Origin of the sequence: Streptomyces sp. NPDC056987 (assembly GCF_042673865.1) — a bacterium.
Lineage (GTDB): Bacteria > Actinomycetota > Actinomycetes > Streptomycetales > Streptomycetaceae > Streptomyces.
In genome coordinates this window covers 215,132-237,913 of sequence record NZ_JBHURV010000004.1, presented here as the reverse complement: position 1 = coordinate 237,913, position 22,782 = coordinate 215,132, and the positions used below count along the sequence as shown (strand labels likewise).

General features: G+C 71.3%; 18 protein-coding genes, 1 tRNA gene and 1 pseudogene. 16 read left to right on the top strand and 4 right to left on the bottom strand.

Going from position 1 to position 22,782, the window contains the following annotated elements:
- The 9 genes from ACFTZC_RS07135 (at position 1) to glmS (ending at position 10,890) form a co-directional block, all read left to right on the top strand.
- Positions 1–1,161: an acyl-CoA dehydrogenase family protein gene (locus ACFTZC_RS07135; RefSeq protein WP_382887605.1), complete on the top strand. Its 1,161-nt coding sequence runs from the start codon at positions 1–3 to the stop codon at positions 1,159–1,161.
- Positions 1,162–1,291: 130 nt separating this feature from the next.
- Positions 1,292–2,140, top strand: a complete 849-nt coding sequence (locus ACFTZC_RS07130; protein ID WP_382887603.1) for a siderophore-interacting protein — start codon at positions 1,292–1,294, stop codon at positions 2,138–2,140.
- Between the two features lie 201 nt (positions 2,141–2,341).
- Positions 2,342–3,784, top strand: a complete 1,443-nt coding sequence (locus ACFTZC_RS07125; protein ID WP_382887601.1) for a pyridoxal phosphate-dependent decarboxylase family protein — start codon at positions 2,342–2,344, stop codon at positions 3,782–3,784.
- Complete coding sequence (locus ACFTZC_RS07120) at positions 3,768–5,075, top strand: lysine N(6)-hydroxylase/L-ornithine N(5)-oxygenase family protein (protein ID WP_382887599.1); 1,308 nt, start codon at positions 3,768–3,770, stop codon at positions 5,073–5,075. Before ACFTZC_RS07125 ends, ACFTZC_RS07120 begins: the two co-directional genes overlap by 17 nt.
- Positions 5,072–5,698: a GNAT family N-acetyltransferase gene (locus tag ACFTZC_RS07115; RefSeq protein WP_382887597.1), complete on the top strand. Its 627-nt coding sequence runs from the start codon at positions 5,072–5,074 to the stop codon at positions 5,696–5,698. Before ACFTZC_RS07120 ends, ACFTZC_RS07115 begins: the two co-directional genes overlap by 4 nt.
- Positions 5,695–7,515, top strand: a complete 1,821-nt coding sequence (locus ACFTZC_RS07110; protein ID WP_382887595.1) for an IucA/IucC family protein — start codon at positions 5,695–5,697, stop codon at positions 7,513–7,515. Before ACFTZC_RS07115 ends, ACFTZC_RS07110 begins: the two co-directional genes overlap by 4 nt.
- A 113-nt stretch (positions 7,516–7,628) precedes the next feature.
- Positions 7,629–8,600: a DUF4429 domain-containing protein gene (locus tag ACFTZC_RS07105; protein WP_382887593.1), complete on the top strand. Its 972-nt coding sequence runs from the start codon at positions 7,629–7,631 to the stop codon at positions 8,598–8,600.
- Positions 8,601–8,702: 102 nt separating this feature from the next.
- Complete coding sequence (locus ACFTZC_RS07100) at positions 8,703–8,978, top strand: hypothetical protein (protein WP_329826955.1); 276 nt, start codon at positions 8,703–8,705, stop codon at positions 8,976–8,978.
- Between the two features lie 82 nt (positions 8,979–9,060).
- Positions 9,061–10,890 carry a glutamine--fructose-6-phosphate transaminase (isomerizing) gene (gene glmS, locus ACFTZC_RS07095; RefSeq protein ID WP_382887590.1) on the top strand — a complete coding sequence of 610 codons (1,830 nt, stop codon included), beginning with the start codon at positions 9,061–9,063 and terminating at the stop codon, positions 10,888–10,890.
- A 502-nt stretch (positions 10,891–11,392) separates the two neighbouring features.
- Here the strand turns inward: glmS and ACFTZC_RS07090 are convergent.
- Positions 11,393–11,914 (bottom strand): universal stress protein, encoded by a 522-nt coding sequence (locus ACFTZC_RS07090; protein WP_365813160.1) that lies wholly within the window; start codon positions 11,912–11,914, stop codon positions 11,393–11,395.
- A 1,102-nt stretch (positions 11,915–13,016) separates the two neighbouring features.
- On the opposite strand from ACFTZC_RS07090, the gene ACFTZC_RS07085 reads away from it, so the two are divergent.
- The 3 genes from ACFTZC_RS07085 to ACFTZC_RS07075 all read left to right on the top strand — a co-directional run bounded on the left by ACFTZC_RS07085 (position 13,017) and on the right by ACFTZC_RS07075 (position 15,119).
- Positions 13,017–14,234 (top strand): GlxA family transcriptional regulator, encoded by a 1,218-nt coding sequence (locus tag ACFTZC_RS07085; protein ID WP_382887589.1) that lies wholly within the window; start codon positions 13,017–13,019, stop codon positions 14,232–14,234.
- Positions 14,235–14,244: 10 nt separating this feature from the next.
- Positions 14,245–14,847, top strand: a complete 603-nt coding sequence (orn, locus tag ACFTZC_RS07080; RefSeq protein WP_382887587.1) for an oligoribonuclease — start codon at positions 14,245–14,247, stop codon at positions 14,845–14,847.
- 199 nt (positions 14,848–15,046) lie between these two features.
- Positions 15,047–15,119 (top strand) — tRNA-His (locus ACFTZC_RS07075).
- Here the strand turns inward: ACFTZC_RS07075 and ACFTZC_RS07070 are convergent.
- Positions 15,111–15,236: pseudogene (locus ACFTZC_RS07070) on the bottom strand (hypothetical protein); the annotation flags it as partial. The gene ACFTZC_RS07075 and the pseudogene ACFTZC_RS07070 overlap by 9 nt on opposite strands.
- Before the next feature lie 207 nt (positions 15,237–15,443).
- Here ACFTZC_RS07070 and ACFTZC_RS07065 point away from each other — a divergent pair.
- The 4 genes from ACFTZC_RS07065 (at position 15,444) to ACFTZC_RS07050 (ending at position 20,338) form a co-directional block, all read left to right on the top strand.
- Positions 15,444–16,787 (top strand): extracellular solute-binding protein, encoded by a 1,344-nt coding sequence (locus tag ACFTZC_RS07065; protein ID WP_382887585.1) that lies wholly within the window; start codon positions 15,444–15,446, stop codon positions 16,785–16,787.
- 3 nt (positions 16,788–16,790) lie between these two features.
- Positions 16,791–17,885 (top strand): carbohydrate ABC transporter permease, encoded by a 1,095-nt coding sequence (locus ACFTZC_RS07060; RefSeq protein ID WP_382887583.1) that lies wholly within the window; start codon positions 16,791–16,793, stop codon positions 17,883–17,885.
- Positions 17,886–17,894: 9 nt separating this feature from the next.
- On the top strand, positions 17,895–18,854 hold the full coding sequence (locus tag ACFTZC_RS07055; protein ID WP_382887581.1) for a carbohydrate ABC transporter permease: 960 nt from the start codon (positions 17,895–17,897) through the stop codon (positions 18,852–18,854).
- Between the two features lie 74 nt (positions 18,855–18,928).
- On the top strand, positions 18,929–20,338 hold the full coding sequence (locus ACFTZC_RS07050; RefSeq protein ID WP_382887580.1) for a GH1 family beta-glucosidase: 1,410 nt from the start codon (positions 18,929–18,931) through the stop codon (positions 20,336–20,338).
- Positions 20,339–20,503: 165 nt separating this feature from the next.
- Here the strand turns inward: ACFTZC_RS07050 and ACFTZC_RS07045 are convergent, their stop codons facing one another.
- Both ACFTZC_RS07045 and ACFTZC_RS07040 read right to left on the bottom strand, forming a co-directional pair.
- On the bottom strand, positions 20,504–21,952 hold the full coding sequence (locus tag ACFTZC_RS07045) for a sensor histidine kinase (protein ID WP_382887579.1): 1,449 nt from the start codon (positions 21,950–21,952) through the stop codon (positions 20,504–20,506).
- On the bottom strand, positions 21,949–22,677 hold the full coding sequence (locus ACFTZC_RS07040; protein ID WP_382887577.1) for a response regulator transcription factor: 729 nt from the start codon (positions 22,675–22,677) through the stop codon (positions 21,949–21,951). The genes ACFTZC_RS07045 and ACFTZC_RS07040 overlap by 4 nt, the downstream gene beginning before the upstream one ends.
- Positions 22,678–22,782: the final 105 nt, after the last annotated feature.

Below are 22,782 nucleotides of genomic sequence, written 5' to 3'. Positions count from 1 at the left end.
ATGTCCCTGGACCACCGCCTCTCCGCCGAGCACGAGCAACTGCGCCGCACGGTGGAGGAGTTCGCCCGCGAGGTCGTCGCGCCCAAGATCGGTGACTTCTACGAGCGGCACGAGTTCCCGTACGAGATCGTCCGCGAGATGGGGCGGATGGGGCTGTTCGGGCTGCCGTTCCCGGAGGAGTACGGCGGCATGGGCGGCGACTATCTGGCGCTCGGGATCGCCCTGGAGGAGTTGGCGCGGGTCGACTCCTCCGTGGCCATCACCCTGGAGGCGGGGGTCTCGCTGGGCGCCATGCCCGTGTACCGGTTCGGGACGGAGGACCAGAAGCGCGAGTGGCTGCCCCGGCTCTGCTCGGGCGAGACGCTGGGCGCGTTCGGGCTGACCGAGCCCGACTGCGGCTCGGACGCGGGCGGTACGCGCACCACGGCGGTGCGCGACGGCGACGCGTGGGTGATCAACGGCACCAAGTGCTTCATCACCAACTCGGGGACGGACATCACGGGCCTGGTGACCGTCACCGCCGTCACCGGCCGCAAGGACGACGGGCGTCCGGAGATCTCGTCGATCATCGTCCCCTCCGGCACCCCCGGTTTCACGGTCGCCGCCCCGTATTCGAAGGTCGGGTGGAACGCGTCGGACACCCGCGAGCTGTCCTTCTCCGACGTCCGCGTCCCGCTGGCCAATCTGCTCGGCGAGGAGGGCCGCGGATACGCGCAGTTCCTGCGGATCCTGGACGAGGGCAGGATCGCGATCTCCGCGCTGGCCACGGGGCTCGCCCAGGGGTGTGTGGACGAGTCGGTGACGTACGCGCGGGAGCGGCACGCCTTCGGGCGGCCGATCGGCGCCAACCAGGCGATCCAGTTCAAGATCGCGGACATGGAGACGCGGGCGCACATGGCGCGGATCGGCTGGCGCGACGCGGCCTCGCGGCTCACGCAGGGGGAGCCGTTCAAGAAGGAGGCGGCGATCGCGAAGCTGTACTCGTCGACGGTGGCCGTGGACAACGCCCGTGACGCGACGCAGATCCACGGCGGCTACGGCTTCATGAACGAGTATCCGGTGGCCCGGATGTGGCGCGACTCCAAGATCCTGGAGATCGGCGAGGGGACCAGCGAGGTCCAGCGGATGCTCATCGCACGGGAGTTGGGGCTGCCCGGCTGAGCCTTCCTGTCTTTCCGTGGGCGTGGCCCGGAGCCACCCCGGGGCAACCTAGTGAGGTTAGGCTAACCTTTCTTGGGATGAGCCACCGGCCGTGACCGGCCGCACCGAGCCCCCAGGGAAGCACAGCCTTATGCAGACGGCCGAGACCGCCCCGTTCCGCTTCTTCTCCCTCCAGGTCGTACGGACGCGGCGGCTCAGCCCGTCCCTGCTCCGCGTCACCTTCACCGGGCGGCCCGGCGACGACCTCGGCGACCTCGCCCAGTGCGCCGCCGGGGGCCGCGACCAGAGCCTCTCCCTCTTCCTCCCGCAGCCGGGCCGGCCCGAGCCCGTCGTGCCGGTCGAGAAGGGCGAGGGCTGGTGGGCCGCCTGGCGGGCGCTGCCCGACGACGTACGGGCCGTGATGCGCTCGTACACCCTGCGGGAGCAGCGCCGCGCCCCGGACGAGGTCGACATCGACTTCGCGCTGCACCCGGACGGCGGCCCCGCGTGCCGCTGGGCGGGCCAGGCGTCCCCGGGCGACCGGGTGCTGATGCTGGGGCCGGCCGTGGCGGACAACACGGCGGTGCGGTTCCGGCCGCCGGCCGACGCCGACTCCGTACTGATCTGGGCCGACGAGACGGCGCTGCCCGCGGCCTCCGCGATCCTGGAGTGGCTGCCCGCGGACCTGAAGGCGGACGTCTGGATCGAGGTGCCGCACTCCGGTGACCGGCAGCCGCTGCCCACCGCCGCCGACGCCCGGATCACCTGGCTGGTACGGGAGGAGGGCGCCCCGCCGGCCCTGGCGGCCATGCGCGCCCACACCTCGCGCGGGAGCGCCCCGTACGCCTGGATCGCCGGCGAGTCGGGCACGGTCAAGGAGCTGCGCCGCCATCTCGTACGGGAGCGGGGCATCGACCGGCGCCGGGTGACCTTCGTCGGCTACTGGCGGCTCGGGCTGAGCGAGGAGCAGTTGCGCGAGGCGGCGACGGAGTCCGCGTAGGGAGCGACGCCCAGGCAGGGAGCGACGCCCGGCGCACAGGAAGCGACACCGTACGGGATGCGACGAGGGCCACTTCTGTGCGGGATGGAAAAATAAATTTAGGTTAGGCTAACCTAACTCCACCCGATCAAGCCTCACCCCCACACCCCCACGTCCCCACACCCCACGTCCCCACATCCCCACGTCCGGGAGGACCCCAGCATGCGTGCGCACCTGCTCAATGGCGCGACGGCGGACCGCTACCGGCGCTCCGTGACCGAGGGAGTCGAGCGGGTGGCGAACCGACTCGCCACAACGGAGCGGCCGTTCACCGGCATCACCCCCGACGCGCTGGCCCCGGTGGTCGCCGCGGTCGATCTCGACCAGCCCCTCGGCGACGCCTCGGCCGCGCTCGACGAGCTGGAGAGCGTCTATCTGCGGGACGCCGTCTACTTCCACCACCCGCGCTATCTCGCGCACCTCAACTGCCCGGTCGTGATACCCGCCGTGCTCGGCGAGGCCGTGCTCTCCGCCGTCAACTCCTCCCTGGACACCTGGGACCAGAGCGCGGGCGGCACCCTCATCGAGCGCCGGCTCATCGACTGGACCGCGCGGCGGATCGGGCTCGGCGCCTCCGCCGACGGCGTCTTCACCAGCGGCGGCACCCAGTCCAACCTCCAGGCGCTGCTCTTCGCCCGCGAGGAGGCCAAGGCCGAGGACCCGGGGAAACTACGGGTGTTCGCCTCCGAGTGCAGCCACTTCAGCGTGCAGAAGTCGGCCACCCTCCTCGGGCTCGGCCCGAACGCCGTGGTCTCCATCCCCTGCGACCGCGACAGGCGCATGCGGACCGTCGCCCTCGCCGCCGAGCTGGCGCGGTGCCGCGCCGAGGGGCTGACCCCGATGGCCGTCGTCGCGACCGCGGGCACCACCGACTTCGGCTCCATCGACCCGCTGCCGGAGATCGCCGCGCTCTGCGCGCAGTACGGCACCTGGATGCACGTCGACGCGGCGTACGGCTGCGGGCTGCTCGCCTCCCTCACCCGGCGGGCGCTCCTGGACGGCATCGAGCACGCCGACTCCGTCACCGTCGACTACCACAAGTCCTTCTTCCAGCCGGTGAGTTCGTCGGCCGTGCTGGTACGGGACGCGGCCACCCTGCGCCACGCCACGTACCACGCGGACTATCTGAACCCGCGCCGGACGGTCGAGGAGCGCATCCCCAACCAGGTCGACAAGTCCCTCCAGACCACGCGTCGCTTCGACGCCCTCAAACTGTGGATGACCCTGCGCGTCATGGGCGCGGACGGCGTCGGCCGGCTCTTCGACGAGGTCTGCGACCTGGCCGCCGAGGGCTGGCAACTCCTCGCCGCCGACCCGCGCTACGACGTGGTCGTGGCGCCCCAGCTCTCCACGCTCGTCTTCCGGTACATCCCCGAGCACATCACCAGCCCCACCGAGATCGACCGCGCCAACCTCCACGCCCGCAAAGCACTCTTCGCCTCCGGTGAGGCCGTGGTGGCCGGCACGGTCGTGGACGGCCGTCAGTACCTGAAGTTCACCCTGCTCAACCCCGAGACCACCGTGCGCGACATCGCCGCCGTTCTCGATCTGATCTCCGGCCACGCCGAGCAGTACCTGGGAGAGAACCTTGTCCACGCTTCCTGAACGCGGCGCGCCCTACGACTTCGTCGGCATCGGGCTCGGCCCGTTCAACCTGGGACTCGCCTGCCTGACCGAGCCGATCGACGAACTCGACGGTGTCTTCCTGGAGTCGAAACCCGACTTCGAATGGCACTCGGGGATGTTCCTCGAAGGCGCCCACCTCCAGACGCCGTTCCTGTCGGACCTGGTCACGCTGGCCGACCCGACCTCGCCGTACTCCTTCCTCAACTACCTCAAGGAGTCCGGGCGGCTGTACTCGTTCTACATCCGCGAGAACTTCTACCCGCTGCGCACCGAGTACAACGACTACTGCCGCTGGGCCGCGGCCCGGCTCTCCAGCGTGCGCTTCGACCGGACGGTGACCTCGGTCGCGTACGAGGAGAAGAGCGAGCTGTACGTGGTCCGCACCGCGGACGAGACGTACCGCGCCCGGCACCTGGTGCTCGGCACCGGGACCCCGCCGTACGTCCCCGAGTCCTGCCAGGGGCTCGGCGGTGACTTCCTGCACAACTCCCGTTATCTGCAAGGGAAGGCGGAGCTCCAGAAGAAGGAGTCCATCACCCTCGTCGGCAGCGGGCAGAGCGCCGCGGAGATCTACTACGACCTGCTCTCCGACATCGACGCGCACGGCTACCAGCTCAACTGGATCACCCGGTCACCGCGCTTCTTCCCGCTCGAATACACCAAACTGACGCTGGAGATGACCTCCCCGGAGTACATCGACTACTTCCACGCGCTGCCGGAGGACACCCGCTACCGGCTGGAGTCGGGACAGAAGGGGCTGTTCAAGGGCATCGACTCGGAGCTCATCAACGAGATCTTCGACCTGCTCTACCGGAAGAACCTCGACGGCCCGGTCCGGACCCGGCTGATGGCCAACACCGCGCTGACCTCGGCCTCGTACGAGGAGACGGCCAGCGGCGGTACGTACACGCTCGGGCTGCGCCAGGAGGAGCAGGAGCGGGACTTCTCCCTCGCCACCGAGGGGCTGGTCCTCGCCACCGGGTACCGGTACGTCTCCCCCGCCTTCCTGGAGCCGGTCGGTGACCGGATCAGGCGGGACGGGCACGGCCGTTACGACGTCGCCCGCAACTACAGCATCGACACGACCGGGCGCGGGATCTTCCTCCAGAACGCCGCCGTGCACACGCACAGCATCACCTCGCCCGACCTGGGCATGGGCCCGTACCGCAACGCGTACATCATCGGCGAAATGCTGGGGCGGACGTACTACCCGGTCGAGAAGTCCATCGCGTTCCAGGAGTTCGCCGCGCCGGAAGGCACCGTCCGATGACCGGGGGCGCACCGGAGCCGGAGATCCTGTTCTCCCGTACAGACGAGCGGCTGGGCCTCTTCGAGGTGCGGGCCGTCGACCCGTTCGCCGACGTCGAGCTGCTGCACCGCTGGATCACCCATCCCAGGGCCGCCTTCTGGCTGATGCAGGGCGCCACGCTGCCGGATGTCGAGCGGGAGTACATGGGGATCGCCGCCGCCTCGAACCACGACGCGTTCCTCGGGCTGCACAACGGCGTCCCCGCCTTCCTGATCGAGCGGTACGACCCGGCCGAGGTGGAGCTGAAGGGCCTGTACGAGGCCGAGACCGGCGATGTCGGGATGCACTTCCTGGTCGCCCCGGCCGACGGACCGCGGCGGCTGCACGGCTTCACCCGCGCGGTGATCACGACGGTGATGGCGCTGCTCTTCGACGACCCGTCCGTACGGCGCGTGGTCGTCGAGCCGGATGTGCGCAACAGCGCCGTCCATGCCCTCAACGAGGCGGTCGGCTTCCGGATCGAGCGAAAACTGGAGAAGCCGGAGAAGGACGCCTATCTGAGCGTCTGCACCCGCGAGATGTTCCACGCCGCGCTCGCCGCACGGACACAAGAGGCACAAGAGGCACAGGGAGTGACCCGATGAGCAGCCCGAAAGCACCCGCCGGCACCGACGCCGCAGGGAAGATCACAGAGAGCGTCGCCCATCTCACCCCGGAGCTCTGGGAGGAGGCCGGCCGGCTGCTCGTCCGCAAAGCCCTCGCGGAGTTCTCCCACGAGCGCATCCTGACGCCCGAGTCCCTCGGCGGCGACCGCTACCGGGTGCGCGGCGACGACGGCGCGACCGAGTACCGCTTCACCGCGCGCCGGTTCGCCCTCGACCACTGGCGGATACCCGCCGACTCCGTACGGCGCCACCGCGGCGACGCCGAAGTACCGCTGGACGCGCTCGACTTCTTCATCGAGCTGCGCGAGACGCTGGGGCTCTCCGCCGCCGTCCTGCCGGTCTATCTGGAGGAGATCTCCTCCACGCTCGCGGGCACGGCGTACAAACTCACCAAGAAGCCGGTGACCTCGGCGGAGCTGGCCGGCGCCGGTTTCCAGGAGATCGAGACGGGGATGACCGAGGGTCACCCCTGCTTCGTCGCCAACAACGGGCGGCTCGGCTTCGGCGTGGACGAGTACCGCGCATACGCCCCCGAGACCGCGAACCCGGTCCGGCTCGTCTGGCTCGCCGCGCGCCGCGACCGGGCCACCTTCACCGCGGGCGCCGGGCTCGACTACGCCGCCCTGATCGGCGCGGAGCTGTCCGCCGGGACGCGGGAGCGGTTCGACGGGATCCTGCGGGACCAGGGGCTCGACCCGGACGGCTACTTCCTGATCCCCGTCCACCCCTGGCAGTGGTGGAACAAACTCTCCGTGACCTTCGCCGCCGAGCTGGGCCGGCGCCATCTGGTCTGTCTCGGGGAGGGCGAGGACGACTATCTGGCCCAGCAGTCGATCCGTACCTTCTTCAACACCAGCGACCCGGCCAAGCACTACGTCAAAACCGCGCTGTCCGTCCTCAACATGGGCTTCATGCGCGGCCTCTCCGCCGCGTACATGGAGGCCACGCCCGCGATCAACGACTGGCTCGCCGGTCTGATCGAGAGCGACGCCACCCTCCGCGCGGCCCGCTTCTCGATCATCCGCGAGCGCGCGGCGATCGGCTACCGCCACCGGCAGTACGAGGCTGCCACCGCCAAGGGCTCCCCGTACCTGAAAATGCTGGCCGCGCTCTGGCGCGAGAGCCCCGTGCCCTCGCTCCGGGGCGGGGAGCGGCTCGCCACGATGGCGTCCCTCCTCCACACCGACCGGGACGGCTCGTCCTTCGCGGGCGCGCTGATCGCCGCGTCGGGGCTGGCGCCGGCGGAGTGGCTGCGCCGCTACCTGGACGCGTACCTCGTGCCGGTGCTGCACTCCTTCTACGCGTACGACCTGGTGTTCATGCCGCACGGCGAGAACGTCATCCTGGTGATCGAGGACGGTGTCGTCCAGCGGGCGGTCTTCAAGGACATCGCCGAGGAGATCGCGGTGATGGACCCGGCCGCGGTGCTGCCGCCCGCGGTCGAGCGGATCCGCGCGGACGTCCCCGAGGACATGAAGATCCTGTCTGTCTTCACCGATGTCTTCGACTGCTTCTTCCGCTTCCTCAGCGCCGATCTCGTCTCGGACGGCGTGCTGCCCGACGAGGAGACGTTCTGGCGTACGGTCGCGGAGTGCGTCCGGGGGTACCAGGCGTCGCTGCCGCAGCTCGCGGAGAAATTCGCCCGGTACGACCTGTTCGACGAGGAGTTCGCGCTGTCCTGCCTCAACCGGCTCCAGCTCCGGGACAACGAGCAGATGGTCGACCTCACGGATCCGGCGGGCGCGCTCCAGCTCGTCGGGGCGCTGGCCAACCCGCTGGCCCGGTTCGCGAAATAGCGCGACGGCGGCCGGCCCCGGCCCTGTCGCGCGGGCCGGGGCCGGTCTGTTCGCGGGCCGGGGCCGGCCGTTCCGTCTCGTGTTCCGCAGGCGCCTGATGGAAGAATCCCCGCATGGCGGAAATCATCCAGCGGGACGGCACCTGGACCTTCGACGGGAGCACGGTCCGTATCGTGCCCGGCAAGGACAAGGGCGTGGGCCTGCTCCGCAGGACACTCGGCGAGATCGCCGTGCCGCTGGAGGCGCTCGCCGGGATCTCCTTCGAGGCCGGGCGGAAGTCCGGGCGGCTGCGGCTGCGGCTGCGGGACGGCGCCGATCCGCTGCTCCAGATCACCGGGGGCCGGCTGGGCGACAGCTCCGAGCCGTACTGCCTGACGGTCGAGAAGGACCGTTTCGGGGTGGCCGAGTACCTGGTGGACGAGGTGCGCAACGCGCTCCTCCTCGACCAGGTGGACCCCGGCCCCATCGACCGCTATCTGCTGCCGGGCCCCGCGCTGCCGATCACGGTGGGCGCGGGCGACGCGACCGTCTCCTTCGACGGGGAGCGGATCCGGCTGGAGTGGAACTGGAAGACCGAGGAGTCCAAGTCCTCCGGCGGCCCCCGCACGCTCCCCCTGGACGATGTGGAGGGGGTGGAGTGGCTGCCGAGCCGGGGGCTGGAGAACGGCTATCTGCGCTTCCTGGTGACCCGGATGCCGACCTCCACCCCGGCCAAGCACGACCCGCACGCCGTCGATCTGTACGGGTTCCGGAAGGACCCGCTGATGGCGCTGGTGGGCGCGGCGGTGGTGGCCCGGCTGCCGCATCCGAGGGCGGCGGCGTCACCGGAGGGCAGGCTTCCGGGCGCGGGGCCCGCGGAGATCCCCGTACGGGCCTCCGGAGCGGGCCCCGTACAGGCCCCCGGAGCTGCTTCCGCGACCGACACGACCGACGCGGCGGGCGGGCCGGGCGGGCCGGGCCACGGGTCCGACGATCATGACGCCCTGCTGCGCCGCCTGCGGGAGCTGGGCGAGCTGCATCAGTCGGGGATACTCACCGCCGAGGAGTTCGCCACCGCCAAGCAGGCCATCCTCGGGCGCCTCTGAGACGCAGAGCGTCTCCCTCATTCAGCTCTCATATTCAGAGGTTCCTGCCCGATTCCGGGCAGGATTCTTGCAAACACCCCCGTGCGCCCGCAATATCGACGAGTGCTCGAACGCCGACCGTCGTACGACGACCTCATCGACCATCTCGTGCGCAGCACCGCGCTCCAGCGCGGTGAGGCCGCCCGTGTGGTGCTCGACGTACTGGCGTACTTCGACGAGACGACCGAGGAGTTCGTCCGGCGCCGCCACCGGGAACTGCAGTCCGGCGGCGCCGCCAACGCGGAGATCTTCGAGCGGATCGCGGCCGAGCTGCCGCACCGCGCGGTGGCGCCCCCGGAGCTCTCGCTCCGGCAGTTGCGCCGCATCGTCTACGGCTGACACCGCCGCTACCGCCGGCCCGGCCGGCAGGTGCGGCCGGGTCCGGGCACACACCGTGAGAACTCAGGAGGGGCAAGACCGTATGTGCGGAATCGTCGGATACATCGGCAAGCGTGACGTGGCACCACTGCTGCTGGAGGGCCTGCAGCGACTGGAGTACCGGGGGTACGACTCCGCCGGCATCGTCATCACCGGCAAGCCCGCCGCGGGCAAGGCCGCCGTGCTGAAGATGGTCAAGGCCAAGGGCCGCGTCCGCGAGCTGGAGTCCCGCGTCCCCAAGCGCTTCGCCGGGACCAGCGGGATCGCGCACACCCGGTGGGCCACGCACGGCGCCCCGAGCGACGAGAACGCGCATCCGCACATGGACGCCGAGGGCAAGGTCGCGCTCGTCCACAACGGGATCATCGACAACGCCTCCGAGCTGCGCAGGAAGCTGGAGGCGGACGGGGTGGTCTTCCTCTCGGAGACCGACACCGAGGTGGTCACCCACCTCGTCGCCCGCTCCCAGGCGGACACCCTGGAGGAGAAGGTCCGCCAGGCGCTCCAGCTCGTCGAGGGCACCTACGGCATCGCCGTCATGCACGCGGACTTCCCGGACCGTATCGTCGTCGCCCGCAACGGCTCCCCCGTGGTGCTGGGCATCGGCGAGAAGGAGATGTTCGTCGCCTCCGACGTGGCGGCGCTGGTCTCGCACACCCGCCAGGTCGTGACGCTGGACGACGGCGAGATGGCCACCCTCAAGGCCGACGACTTCCGTACGTACACCACCGAGGGGTCGTCCACCTCGGCGACGCCGACCACCGTGGAGTGGGAGGCCGAGTCGTACGACATGGGCGGCCACGACACGTACATGCACAAGGAGATCTCGGAGCAGCCGGACGCCGTGGACCGCGTGCTGCGCGGCCGGATCGACGACCGGTTCTCCACCGTGCACCTGGGCGGGCTGAACCTGGACGCCCGCGAGGCGCGCGGGGTGCGCCGGATCAAGATCCTCGGCTGCGGCACGTCGTACCACGCGGGTCTGATCGGGGCGCAGCTCATCGAGGAGCTGGCGCGGATCCCCGCCGACGCCGAGCCGGCCTCGGAGTTCCGCTACCGCAACCCGGTCGTGGACCCCGACACGCTGTACGTGGCGGTGTCGCAGTCCGGTGAGACGTACGACGTGCTGGCGGCGGTCCAGGAGCTGAAGCGCAAGGGCGCCCGGGTGCTGGGGATCGTCAACGTCGTGGGCTCGGCGATCGCCCGGGAGACCGACGGCGGGGTGTACGTGCACGCGGGCCCGGAGGTCTGTGTCGTCTCCACCAAGTGCTTCACCAACACCGTCGTCTCGTTCGCGCTGCTGGCGCTGCACCTGGGCCGGATCCGCGACCTGTCCGTGGCGGACGGCAAGCGGATCATCGCGGGGCTGCGCAGGCTGCCCGAGCAGATCGCGGAGATCCTGGCGACGGAGCACGAGATCGAGAAGCTGGCGGCGGAGTACGCGCAGGCGAGTTCGATGATGTTCATCGGGCGGGTACGGGGCTACCCGGTGGCGCTGGAGGCGTCGCTGAAGCTGAAGGAGATCTCGTACATCCACGCCGAGGCGTATCCGGCATCCGAGCTGAAGCACGGCCCGCTGGCGCTGATCGAGCCGGCGCTGCCGACGGTCGCGATCGTCCCGGACGACGATCTGCTGGAGAAGAACCGGGCGGCGCTGGAGGAGATCAAGGCGCGCAGCGGCCCGATCCTGGCGGTGGCGCACCAGGAGCAGGAGAAGGCCGACCACACGATCGTGGTGCCGAAGAACGAGACGGAGCTGGACCCGATCCTGATGGGGATCCCGCTCCAGCTGCTGGCGTACCACACGGCGCTGGCGCTGGGCCGGGACATCGACAAGCCGCGTAACCTCGCGAAGTCGGTCACGGTCGAGTAGCGGGACAGGCAGTACGGGCGGTGCGGGCCGTCGCGCTCACGGCGCGGCGGCCCGTTCGGCCCGTTCGACCCGTTCGGGCGTGAGAGCGCCCCCAGCGCGTGCCACCCGTCACACTGGGGGCGCTCTCCGAAGGGGCCGGTGCTTGCCCGGGCACCGGCCCTCGGCCTCGGGGCCGGTCGTGGCCTAACCGGTGGTACGGAGTTCGCGCAGCCCGGCCGCGAACAGGGTGGGTCCGAGGGCAGGATGGCCGAGAATCGAAGTGGAATTGACGCTTCCCGCAGAGACGTCGTCGGCCACGGCGGGCTCCCTTCACGATGTGCGGGTGTACTGAGTCCCAGCGGCCGTTATGTACCCTTCACCGGCGCGCGGCGCACCTCTACGCGTGAGTAAATTCACCCTGCGGGCAAGGAAGTTGACGGCTTCTCAGGGTTTCAGGTCGCGCCTTCCCGGCGTGCGGGGCCGCGCGGCGCCGTCGCGCGGGTCCCCGAAGTCCCGCCCGCCCTCAGGGGATGACGACGACGGGGCGCTGCGCACGGCGGGCCAGCCGCCCCGCGACGGAGCCGAAGATCCGGCCGACGAGGCCGTGCGTGGAGCCGACGACGATCGCGTCGGCGGAGTACTCCTCGCCGACCTCTTCGAGTTCGTGGCAGATGTCGCCGCCGCGCTCGACCAGGATCCACGGCACCTCGGTGAGGTAGTCCGCGCAGGCCAGTTCGAGACCGAGCACCTCGGTGCGGTGGTCGGGGACGTCCACGAAGACGGGGGGCTCGCACCCCGCCCAGACCGTGGTCGGGAGGCGGTTGGCGACATGGACGATGATCAGGCCGGAGCCGAGGCGCCGGGCCATGCCGATGGCGTAGGCGAGGGCGCGCTCGCTGGACATCGAGCCGTCGAAGCCGACGACCACTCCGTGCCGGAAGGCCGGATCGCAGGAGGCGTGCGTCTGTTCCGCCGCTCGGAGGCCGGCCAGGGGATCGGCTACCTGCTCGCGGTCTGCGGGTTCTGGGATTTCGTGACCGGCCATGTATGTCTCGGCGAAAGAAGTCCTCTTGAGAAGGAGCAACGAGTGGCGGGGTGGACGGAGCTGTGTCCGGGAATCATCTTCCCAACCCCATACCCCAAAGGGTACGGCGACACTCCTCTCATGCCCAGAGCCCACCGCGTCACACGCGGCGTTCCAGGGAGCATGCACGAGGCGGTGCCGGATCGCAATGCCGGGTGGCCCCTACAGGCTTCCCGGGCGGTGCCGCCGCACCCCTCGGAGCCCCGGGATCACCCCCACGAGTGAGCGGGCGGTCCGGCCCGCCGTTGACCGTCGGCCACGGCGCCGCCCCGGGGAACCCCGCGTCCCCGCACCTCCCGGCGCCCGGCCCCCAGGGGCGCCACGCGCCACGGGGCGCCGGGGCGGCGCGGCGCGGCCGGGGGCATGACTCCCGGCGCCGGCTCCGGGGGCCCCGCGGCCCCGGGCGCCGGCGCCGCACGGAATACTGGGAGCGGTCCCACGAGCCCGTCACAGGCCGCCACAGGCCCGCGGCGGGCCCTCCGGGAGCCCTCCCCGGGCAGCTCGTGGGACGCGCGCCACCGAGGGGCCGACCGCCGTCGGACGCGGTGGCGGCGTACGTAAGGATGTACGGAACGTACGGACCGTCCGGAAGCCGTCACTCGTGGAGGGTTCAACCAGATGGACAGGGGGCGCGGGAGGTCTCACGCGCGTACGAGAGTGGTGCGCCGGGAGACTGGGCGCATCGCACAGAAGAACCCATCGCTTTTCAGCCAACTTCGCACTTGGGCCCAACCTTTGATGAAATGGCCTGCCAACCCCCTTGCCACCAGGGAAGAAAGGACCGCTACGGCCCTCCGCACCCTACGGGGATGGGCCATGCACGAGAGGCCCACTTCCACTCTCGGCTCGCGAGTGGAACGCTTCGTGATCGAATGCTTCGCGCCAAGTTGCCTTGTCGACATAGCGCCGGTTGGAGAACTTGTCACGCCGGCACCACGGAACACAGTAGATTCGATCATGAGGATCGACGGCTGGGGACCCGTGCAAAACCGAGGGGAATCGTGCAGGAGCGAAAGGCCCGACAAGAACGGGGAGACGAGAACACCGAGGGGGGCTTAGCGCCATGAGCCAGGACTCCACCGCCGTGCCGGAGTCAGTACGGAAACTTTCCGGGCGTCGACGCCGGGAAGTCGTCGCCGTGCTGCTCTTCAGCGGCGGCCCCATCTTCGAGAGCTCCATTCCGCTCTCGGTGTTCGGAATCGACCGCCAGGACGCCGGGGTTCCCCGCTACCGCCTGCTCGTCTGCGGTGGGGAGGACGGCCCGCTGCGCACCACCGGCGGGCTCGAACTGACCGCGCCGTACGGCCTGGAGGCGATCAGCAGGGCGGGCACCGTGGTGGTGCCGGCATGGCGGTCCATCACATCACCGCCACCACCGGAGGCACTGGACGCGCTGCGCCGTGCCCATGAGGAGGGCGCCAGAATCGTCGGACTGTGCACCGGCGCGTTCGTACTCGCGGCAGCCGGACTGCTGGACGGCCGCCCGGCCACCACGCACTGGATGTACGCGCCGACGCTCGCCAAACGCTATCCGTCCGTCCACGTGGACCCGCGGGAGCTGTTCGTCGACGACGGGGACGTACTCACCTCCGCCGGAACAGCGGCCGGAATCGACCTGTGCCTGCATATCGTCAGGACGGACCACGGCGCGGAGGCAGCGGGGGCCCTGGCCCGCCGGCTGGTCGTACCGCCGCGCCGCAGTGGCGGTCAGGAGCGCTATCTGGACAGGTCTTTACCGGAGGAGATCGGCTCCGACCCGCTCGCCGAGGTCGTGGCCTGGGCGCTGGAACATCTCCACGAGCAGTTCGACGTGGAGACGCTCGCGGCGCGCGCGTACATGAGCCGCCGTACCTTCGACCGGCGGTTCCGGTCGCTCACCGGCAGCGCGCCGCTCCAGTGGCTGATCACCCAGCGGGTGCTCCAGGCACAGCGGCTCCTGGAGACCTCCGACTACTCGGTCGACGAGGTGGCCGGCCGGTGCGGCTTCCGCTCCCCGGTGGCGCTGCGCGGGCACTTCCGGCGGCAGCTGGGCTCCTCCCCGGCGGCGTACCGGTCCGCCTACCGGGCCAGGCGCCCGCAGGGCGATCCCATGCCACCGGGGGTCATGGAGTCGATGGTGCCCGCCCAGGCGTCCGCGCACTCCAGACGAGCGGCGGCGGCCGGTGCCCCCGGTCATCCGGCGGCGTCGGCGGCCCTGCCGGACCACGGCAAGCCCGGAGCGGACCTCTACGCGGCAGGTCCGGGCCGTCCGAGTCTGCCCGGCCAGCGGAGCGCCCCGTAGGGTAAGGCGCATGAACGATCGAATGGTGTGGATCGACTGTGAGATGACCGGGCTCTCGCTGGTCGACGACGCACTCATCGAGGTGGCCGCCCTGGTCACCGACTCGGAGCTGAACGTGCTCGGTGAAGGGGTGGACATCGTGATCCGCCCGCCGGACGCGGCGCTGGAGACCATGCCCGAGGTGGTGCGGCAGATGCACACCACCTCGGGACTCCTCGACGAGCTGGCGGGCGGCACCACGCTCGCCGCCGCCGAGGAGCAGGTCCTGGCGTACGTACGCCGGCACGTGAAGGAGCCCGGGAAGGCACCGCTGTGCGGGAACACGGTCGGCACCGACCGCGGCTTCCTGCTCCGCGACATGGCGACGCTGGAGGGCTACCTCCACTACCGCATCGTCGATGTCTCCTCGATCAAGGAACTGGCCCGCCGCTGGTATCCGCGGGCCTACTTCAACAGCCCGGAGAAGAGCGGCAACCACCGCGCGCTGGCCGACATCCGTGAGTCCATCGCGGAGCTGCGCTACTACCGGGAGGCGGTCTTCGTACCGCAGCCGGGGCCGGACTCGGACACGGCGAAGCAGATCGCCGCGAAGCACGTCCTGCCCCCGGAGTAGCCCCCTCAGGGCCTTCCCAAGGGCCTCCTCCAGGGCCTCCTCCAGGGCCCTTGGGCCCGCCCCCGCACCCGCCCGCTCGGGGCCCGCCCCGGGCCCGCGCGGGCCCGGTGTCACGGCCACGACAACGCGGGTGCGAGCACCCTCGCGGACCCTGTACACTTTTTCTCGGCCGGTCAGGGAACCACGAAGACCGGTCGTGGTGGGTATAGCTCAGCTGGTAGAGCACCTGGTTGTGGTCCAGGATGTCGCGGGTTCAAGTCCCGTTACTCACCCTCGATGAAGATCGCCCCCGGAGCCCGTACGACAGGGTCCGGGGGCGATCTTCGTTCGCTCGCGACCACCGCCGGTGCCGCCACCGCCACCCGCGCGAGGAATCCGCGCCGAGTCCAGCCCGGTCCCTTGACACCCCTACGGGGACCCGCGACGCTTCAACACAACACCTGTGGGAGCGCTCCCACCGTACCTGACCCATACATGCCCCGCACGTGGCCCGACCGCGCCGGATCCCCCCTCACACCGCGGACAGCGGCACGCAGCACGACGCACGCACGCGGTTGGCCGGAGGCCGGCGACGTCGGTGGCACTAGGAGGACGTCATGCGTACACGTACTCGCCCGTCCCGCAGGCTCGCGGCCCTCGCCGTCGTCGCGACCCTGGCCGCGGGCGCGCTGGCCGGCTGCGCCTCGGACGACGATCCGGCCGATGGCGCCGACAGCGCGAGCAGCGGCGGGGCCGTCGGGGGCAAGGGGAGGACGACGCTCACGGTGGGGGTCTTCGGCGCCTTCGGCCTCCAGGAGGCCGGGCTCTACGACCAGTACATGAAGCAGAACCCCGATGTCGTCATCAAGCAGACCTCCATCGAGCGCAACGAGAACTACTACCCCCAGCTCCTCACCCACCTCGGCTCCGGCAGCGGACTCGCGGACATCCAGGCCGTCGAGGTCGCCAACATCGCCGAGGTCACCGCCACCCAGAGCGGCAAACTGGTCGACCTCGGCAAGGCGCCCGGCGTCCGGAAGGACAGCTTCGTGCCGTGGAAGTGGGCGCAGTCCACCACCGCGGAGGGCAGGACCATAGGGCTCGGTACGGACATCGGCCCCGAGGCCATCTGCTACCGCAAGGACCTCTTCGCCCGGGCGGGACTGCCCACGGACCGCGCGGAGGTGGGCAAGCTGTGGGCGGGTGACTGGGGGAAGTATCTGGCGGCCGGGAAGACGTTCCAGGCCAAGGCGCCCAAGGGGACGGCCTTCGTGGACTCGGCGAGCGGTGTGATGGCCGCCATCACCGGCAGTTCGGCGGAGCGCTTCTACGACCGGGACGGCAAGGTCGTCTACAAGACCAACCCGGCGGTGAAGGGTGCCTGGGACGAGGCCGCCGCGTTCGCGAAGGAGGGCTTGACCGCCAAGCTCCAGCAGTTCACGCCCTCCTGGGACCAGGGCTTCGCGAACAGCACCTTCGCCACGGTCTCCTGCCCGCCCTGGATGCTCGGCTACATCCAGGACAAGGCCGGGGCCGCGGGCAAGGACAAGTGGGACGTGGCCGCCGCGCCGAAGCCCGGCAACTGGGGCGGCGCCTTCCTCACCGTGCCCGAGGCCGGGAAGAACAAGGAGGCCGCCGCCAAGCTCGCCGCCTGGCTGACCGCGCCCGAACAGCAGGCGGTGCTCTTCGAGAAGCGGGGCAGCTTCCCCAGCTCGCAGGCGGCGTACGCGCTGCCCGCGGTCTCCGGCGCCAAGCACCCGTACTTCGGCAACGCGCCGATCGGGCAGATCTTCACCCGGGCCGCCCAGGGCGTCCCCGTGCAGATCCTCGGCCCGAAGGACGGCATCATCGCGCAGAACCTGGCCGATGTCGGCATGCTCCAGGTCGATCAGAAGGGGACCTCGTCGAAGGACGGCTGGAACGCGGCCGTGAAGGCGATCGACAACGCGCTGGACCAGTGACCCATGGCCAGTGACGCACCCGCCGCCGCGCCCTCCGGGAAGGAGGGCGCGGCCCCGGCCGCGGCGCCCGGCGCGCGGACGACCGGCCGCCGGAGCCCCGGCTCGCGAACCGGCGCCCGGGGCCCCGGCTCAGGGAGCCCTGGGAGCCGGTCCGGGGACGAGCGCCTGGAGAGGCGGCGGGAGCGGCGCAGCCGCTGGTACCGCCGCGACGTGCGGTGGAGCCCGTACGCCTTCGTCGCGCCCTTCTTCGTCTTCTTCCTGGCCTTCGGTCTCTTCCCGCTCCTCTACACCGGCTGGGCCTCGCTCCACCGGGTGGAGCTGACGGCGCCCGGCGACATGGAGTGGGTGGGGCTGCGGAACTTCTCCCGGCTGGTGAGCGACGAGTTCTTCTGGAACGCGCTGAAGAACACGCTCACCATCGGGGTGCTGTCGACCGTCCCGCAGCTGCTGATCGCGCTGGGCGTCGCCCATCTCCTCAACTACCGGCTGCGCGGCTCGATGTTCTTCCGGGTCGCCGTGCTCACCCCGTACGCCACCTCGGTGGCCGCCGCGACCCTCGTCTTCGTGCTGCTCTTCGGCCGCGACTACGGGATGATCAACTGGGCGCTGGGGATGGCGGGGATCGATCCGGTCGACTGGCAGAACGGCGCGTGGACCTCGCAGCTCGCGGTCTCCACGATCGTCATCTGGCGCTGGACCGGCTACAACGCGCTGATCTATCTGGCGGCGATGCAGTCGATCCCCGACGACCTCTACGAGTCGGCGGCGCTGGACGGGGCCTCGCGGTGGCAGCAGTTCCGCCATGTGACCGTGCCGTCGCTGCGGCCGACGATCCTGTTCACGGTCGTGGTCTCGACGATAGGGGCGACCCAGCTCTTCGGTGAGCCGCTGCTCTACAACGGCGCCGGGGGCGCGAACGGCGGGGCCGATCATCAGTTCCAGACGCTCGGGCTCTACCTGTACGAGCAGGGCTGGGTGAATCTGCACCTCGGCCGGGCCTCGGCGATCGCCTGGACGATGTTCCTGATCCTGCTGGTCGTCGGCGCGGTGAACTGGCTGATCAGCCGCCGTCTGCGCACGAGCTCGCAGGGCCGGTGAGGGAGGCACATGTCCACGACGACAGAGTCGCACGCACCGTCACAGCCACCGTCCGGGACCGGGCCCCCGGGGCCCGCGCGGCCCGGCCGGAAGGCACGGAAGGCGGCCCGGAAGGCGGCACGGGGAGCGCCGGGGCGGGGCGCCGGGCGGCAGCTGCACGGCGGCCGGATCACCTACGCGGTGCTGATCGTGTTCACCGTCGGCTCGCTGTTCCCGCTGGTGTGGACGGCGATCGCGGCGTCCCGCAACAACACCCGGCTCGCGCAGACCCCGCCGCCGTTCTGGTTCGGCGGGAACCTCTTCAGGAATCTGGAGATCGCCTGGACCGACGCCAACATGGGGACGGCGCTGCTCAACACGGCCGTGGTCGCCGGGTCCGTCGCCGCCGGTACGGTGCTCTTCTCGACGCTCGCCGGGTTCGCCTTCGCCAAGCTGCGCTTCCGGTTCAAGAATCTGCTGCTCCTGCTGGTCATCGGCACGATGATGGTGCCGCCGCAGCTCAGCGTCGTCCCCCTGTACATGCTGATCGCCGAGCTGTCCTGGACCGACCGCCTCCAGTCCGTCATCCTGCCCACCCTGGTCAGCGCCTTCGGCGTGTTCTTCATGCGCCAGTACCTGACCGGGGCGCTGCCCACCGAGCTGATCGAGGCGGCCCGGGTGGACGGCGCGGCCAGCTGGCGGGTGGTGTGGCACGTCGTCTTCCCCGCCGCGCGGCCCGCGATGGCCGTGCTGGGGATGCTGACGTTCGTGATGGCCTGGAACGACTTCTTCTGGCCGATCATCGCGCTGACCCAGAACGGCAGCCCCACCGTGCAGGTGGCGCTGACCGGGCTCGGCCGCGGCTACATCCCCGACCAGTCGGTGATCATGGCGGGCGCGCTGCTGGGCACGCTGCCGCTGCTGATCGCCTTCGTGCTGTTCGGCAAGCACATCGTCGGCGGCATCATGCAGGGCGCGGTCAAGGGCTGAGCCCGCCGCCGCCACCGGGCGTCCCCGTACCTCACCCCCCACCACCCATCCCTACGGTCACTGGGAGTCGCACCATGTCCGAGAACTTCCCGCCGGGCTTCCTCTGGGGCACCGCCACCGCCGCGTACCAGATCGAGGGCGCGCCCCAGGAGAACGGCCGTACGCCGTCCATCTGGGACGTCTTCAGTCATACGCCCGGCAAGACGGCGAACGGCGACACCGGCGACCTCGCCGTCGACCACTTCCACCGCCGGGCCGAGGACGTCCGGCTTATGGCGGACCTCGGTCTGAACGCGTACCGCTTCTCGGTCTCCTGGCCGCGCGTGCAGCCCACCGGGCGCGGGCCCGCCGTCCAGCGCGGGCTGGACTTCTACCGCGCGCTCGTCGACGATCTGCTCGCCCATGGCATCGAGCCGGTCCTCACGCTCTACCACTGGGACCTCCCGCAGGAGCTGGAGTCGGCGGGCGGCTGGCCGGAGCGCGAGACGGCGTACCGCTTCGCGGAGTACGCGCGGGTCGTCGGCGAGGCGCTCGGTGACCGGGTGGAGCGCTGGACGACCCTCAACGAGCCCTGGTGCAGCGCCTTCCTGGGGTACGGATCCGGGGTGCACGCCCCGGGCCGTACGGACCCGGTGGCCGCCCTGCGCGCGGCCCACCACCTCAACCTCGGCCACGGGCTGGCCACTCAGGCGCTGCGCGCCGTGCTCCCGGCGCGGGCGCAGATCTCGGTGAGCCTCAACCCCGCCTGTGTACGGGCCCGCACGCAGGCGCCCGAGGACCTGAACGCCCGGCGCCGGATCGACGCCCTCGCCAACCGGGTCTTCAGCGGGCCGATGCTCGCGGGCGCGTACCCGGAGGACCTCTTCGCGGACACGGCGCGGCTCACGGACTGGTCCTTCGTCCACGCGGGCGACGCGGCGGTGGCCCGTCAGCCGCTGGACTCGCTGGGCATCAACTACTACCAGCCCGCCGTCGTCTCGGCCGCCAGGGAGGGGGACACGGAGCGGCACGACGGCCACGGCGGGGGCGACCACTCCCCCTGGCCGGGCGCGGACGACATCGCCTTCCACCGGCCGCCGGGCGAACTGACCGACATGGGCTGGTCGGTGGATCCGACCGGGCTCTACGACCTGCTGCTGCGCTACACGCGGGAGGCGCCGGGGCTGCCGCTGTACATCACGGAGAACGGGGCGGCGTACGAGGACAAGCCGGCCGCCGACGGCTCGGTCCACGACCCGGACCGGATCCGCTATCTGCACGGCCACCTGTCGGCGGTGCGGCGCGCGATCGGGGACGGGGCCGATGTGCGCGGCTACTTCCTCTGGTCGCTGATGGACAACTTCGAGTGGGCGTACGGGTACGACCAGCGGTTCGGCGCGGTCCACGTGGACTTCGAGACGCAGCGCCGTACGCCGAAGTCGAGCGCGCGGTGGTACGCGAAGGTGGCGGCGACCGGGGAGCTGCCGGAACCGCCGGTCGGCTGAGCGGGGCGGGGCAGGGCGGGCGGGAGCACGGGCGGCGGGCGGCTGGCGGGCGCGGGCGGCCGGCGGGCGGGCGGCGGGCGCCCGGGCCGCTCTCGGCCGACGGCCGACGGCTCACGGCGAGCGGGGGCCGGCCGTCACCGGTTCCCGGCGCCTCCGCGCCCGGGTTCACGCCTCCGCCGCCTCCGACCTGCGCGCTCCCCGGCGCGGCAGTCCCGGCCAGTTGCCGCGCCCCCGGCCCCGGCCCCGTCCGCGCCCGCGCGGCCGGTGACCGCGCCGTTCGTCCGGGGAGCGCCACCCGTCGAGGCCGATCCAGATCCGTATCTCCGTACCGCCGAGCACCGAGCGGCCGATCCGTACGTCGCCGCCCGTCGACTCCGCGACCCGGCGCACGATGTCGAGGCCGAGACCGGTGGAGCCCTCCCGGGCGCCGCTGTTGCCCCGGGTGAGCGCGGCCTTCGGGTCGGCGATGCCGGGACCGGCGTCCGAGACGAGGACGATCACGGCGTCCTCGCCGTTGTGCACGTCGACCGAGAAGGCCGTGCCCTCCGGGGTGTGGCGGAAAACGTTGCCGAGCAACGCGTCGAGGGCGGCCGCCAGTTCGGTCCGTACGACCGGGGCGCGCACCGGCCGGCCGATGCCGGCGACCCGTACCGTACGGTCCTCGTCCTCGGCCAGCGCGGACCAGAAGTCCATCCGCTCCCGGACCACTTCGGCGACGTCGCAGCCGCCGGCCGGTCCCGCCGCGACCGTCTGCGGTTTGGCCTCGCGGGCGGTGCGGATGATCGTGTCGACCTCGCGCTCCAGCTGCGCGACCGCCGAGCGGGTCTGGTCGGCCGCCGGGCCCTCGCCGAGCGAGGCCGCGTTGAGGCGCAGCACGGTGAGCGGGGTGCGCAGCCGGTGCGAGAGGTCGGCGGCGAGTTCGCGTTCGTTGGCCAGGAGCTGCACGACCTGGTCGGCCATGGAGTTGAACGCGACGGCGGCGGAGTGGAGTTCGGCCGGTCCCTCCTCGGGGACACGGGCGCCGAGCTTGCCCTCCCCGAGGGCGTGCGCGGCGCCCGCGAGCCGCCGCGCCGGCTCGACCATCCGGATGCCGAGCCGGTCGGCGACGGCGACCGAGCCGACGATCAGGGCGGCGCCGACGCCCGCGAGGACCAGCCAGGCGGTGGTGACACCGTTGGTGACCTCGTCCTGGGGGACGTAGATCTCGACGATCGCGATCCGGCCCGAGCCGAGCGCGGTCGGCTGGAGCAGCACGGAGCCGCCCGCGACCTCGGCGGTGGCGGCGCGCGGGGTGCTCCGTACGGTCTCCAGGTCCTTCTGCGCGGCCCGGCGGGAGCCGATCTCCAGGGCGCCCGCCCGGTCCTCCTCACCGGCCGGCACGTGGACGGCCATCCGCTCTTCGGCGCCCGCCTGGGTGGAGGCGACGGCGCGTTCCAGTTCGGCGCGGTCGGTGGTGATGGAGAGGGTGGGGCCCATGGCGGCGGCCTGCCGCTCGGCATTGGTGAAGGCGCGGTCCCTGGCCATCTCCTCGATGACGAGACCGAGGGGGACGGCGAAGGCGACGACGACCATCACGGTGACCGCCAGGGAGACCTTGACCAGGGCCCATCTCATGGGAGCGGCTCCCTGCGGGGCCGCGCGGGAGGGGGCCCCGCGGGCGGCTCCAGTTTGACGCCGACGCCGCGCAGCGTGTGCAGATAGCGGGGCCTGGCCGCCGTCTCCCCCAACTTCCGCCGCAGCCAGGACAGATGGACGTCGATGGTCTGGTCGTCGCCGTACGACTGCTGCCACACCTCGGCGAGCAGTTCCTTGCGCGGTACGACGACGCCGGGGCGCCCGGCGAGGAAGGTCAGCAGGTCGAACTCCCGGCGGGTGAGATCGAGCGGGGTGCCGTCCAACTCGGCCTGGCGGCGCAGCGGATCGATGGTGAGCCCGCCGACCCGCAGCACCCCCGGGGACGGCGCGTCGCCGGCGCCCGCGCGGGAGCGGCGCAGCACGGCCGCGATCCTCGCCGAGAGGTGGGCGACGGAGAACGGCTTGATGAGGTAGTCGTCGGCGCCGTCGTTGAGCAACCGGACGATCTCGGTCTCGTCGTCCCGCGCGGTCGCGATGATCACCGGTACGTCGGTGATGCCGCGCAGCATCTTCAGCGCCTCGGAGCCGTCGAGGTCGGGGAGTCCGAGATCGAGGATGACCACGTCGAACCGGAAATGGGCGACTTCACGCAGCGCCTCCAGGGCCGTGCCGACGCTCCGTACGGTGTGGGAGGCCTCGGTCAAGTGCCTGATGAGGGCGGAGCGTACGAACTGGTCGTCCTCGACCACGAGCACACTGGGCATGGGCGGCACCGTACGCCATCGGGGCGGCGGAGGCGGGCGGGTCCGGATGCCCGGGGCGGTGCGTGGTGGTGAGATGGGCGACGGACGGTGGTGAGGCGGGCGACG

Coding starts and splice junctions, on each gene's coding strand:
- ACFTZC_RS07135 (WP_382887605.1), top strand. CDS start 1: ATGTCCCTGGACCACCGCCTCTCCGCCGAGCACGAGCAACTGCGCCGC.
- ACFTZC_RS07130 (WP_382887603.1), top strand. CDS start 1,292: ATGCAGACGGCCGAGACCGCCCCGTTCCGCTTCTTCTCCCTCCAGGTC.
- ACFTZC_RS07125 (WP_382887601.1), top strand. CDS start 2,342: ATGCGTGCGCACCTGCTCAATGGCGCGACGGCGGACCGCTACCGGCGC.
- ACFTZC_RS07115 (WP_382887597.1), top strand. CDS start 5,072: ATGACCGGGGGCGCACCGGAGCCGGAGATCCTGTTCTCCCGTACAGAC.
- ACFTZC_RS07110 (WP_382887595.1), top strand. CDS start 5,695: ATGAGCAGCCCGAAAGCACCCGCCGGCACCGACGCCGCAGGGAAGATC.
- ACFTZC_RS07105 (WP_382887593.1), top strand. CDS start 7,629: ATGGCGGAAATCATCCAGCGGGACGGCACCTGGACCTTCGACGGGAGC.
- glmS (WP_382887590.1), top strand. CDS start 9,061: ATGTGCGGAATCGTCGGATACATCGGCAAGCGTGACGTGGCACCACTG.
- ACFTZC_RS07090 (WP_365813160.1), bottom strand. CDS start 11,914: ATGGCCGGTCACGAAATCCCAGAACCCGCAGACCGCGAGCAGGTAGCC.
- ACFTZC_RS07085 (WP_382887589.1), top strand. CDS start 13,017: ATGAGCCAGGACTCCACCGCCGTGCCGGAGTCAGTACGGAAACTTTCC.
- orn (WP_382887587.1), top strand. CDS start 14,245: ATGAACGATCGAATGGTGTGGATCGACTGTGAGATGACCGGGCTCTCG.
- ACFTZC_RS07065 (WP_382887585.1), top strand. CDS start 15,444: ATGCGTACACGTACTCGCCCGTCCCGCAGGCTCGCGGCCCTCGCCGTC.
- ACFTZC_RS07060 (WP_382887583.1), top strand. CDS start 16,791: ATGGCCAGTGACGCACCCGCCGCCGCGCCCTCCGGGAAGGAGGGCGCG.
- ACFTZC_RS07055 (WP_382887581.1), top strand. CDS start 17,895: ATGTCCACGACGACAGAGTCGCACGCACCGTCACAGCCACCGTCCGGG.
- ACFTZC_RS07050 (WP_382887580.1), top strand. CDS start 18,929: ATGTCCGAGAACTTCCCGCCGGGCTTCCTCTGGGGCACCGCCACCGCC.
- ACFTZC_RS07045 (WP_382887579.1), bottom strand. CDS start 21,952: ATGAGATGGGCCCTGGTCAAGGTCTCCCTGGCGGTCACCGTGATGGTC.
- ACFTZC_RS07040 (WP_382887577.1), bottom strand. CDS start 22,677: ATGCCCAGTGTGCTCGTGGTCGAGGACGACCAGTTCGTACGCTCCGCC.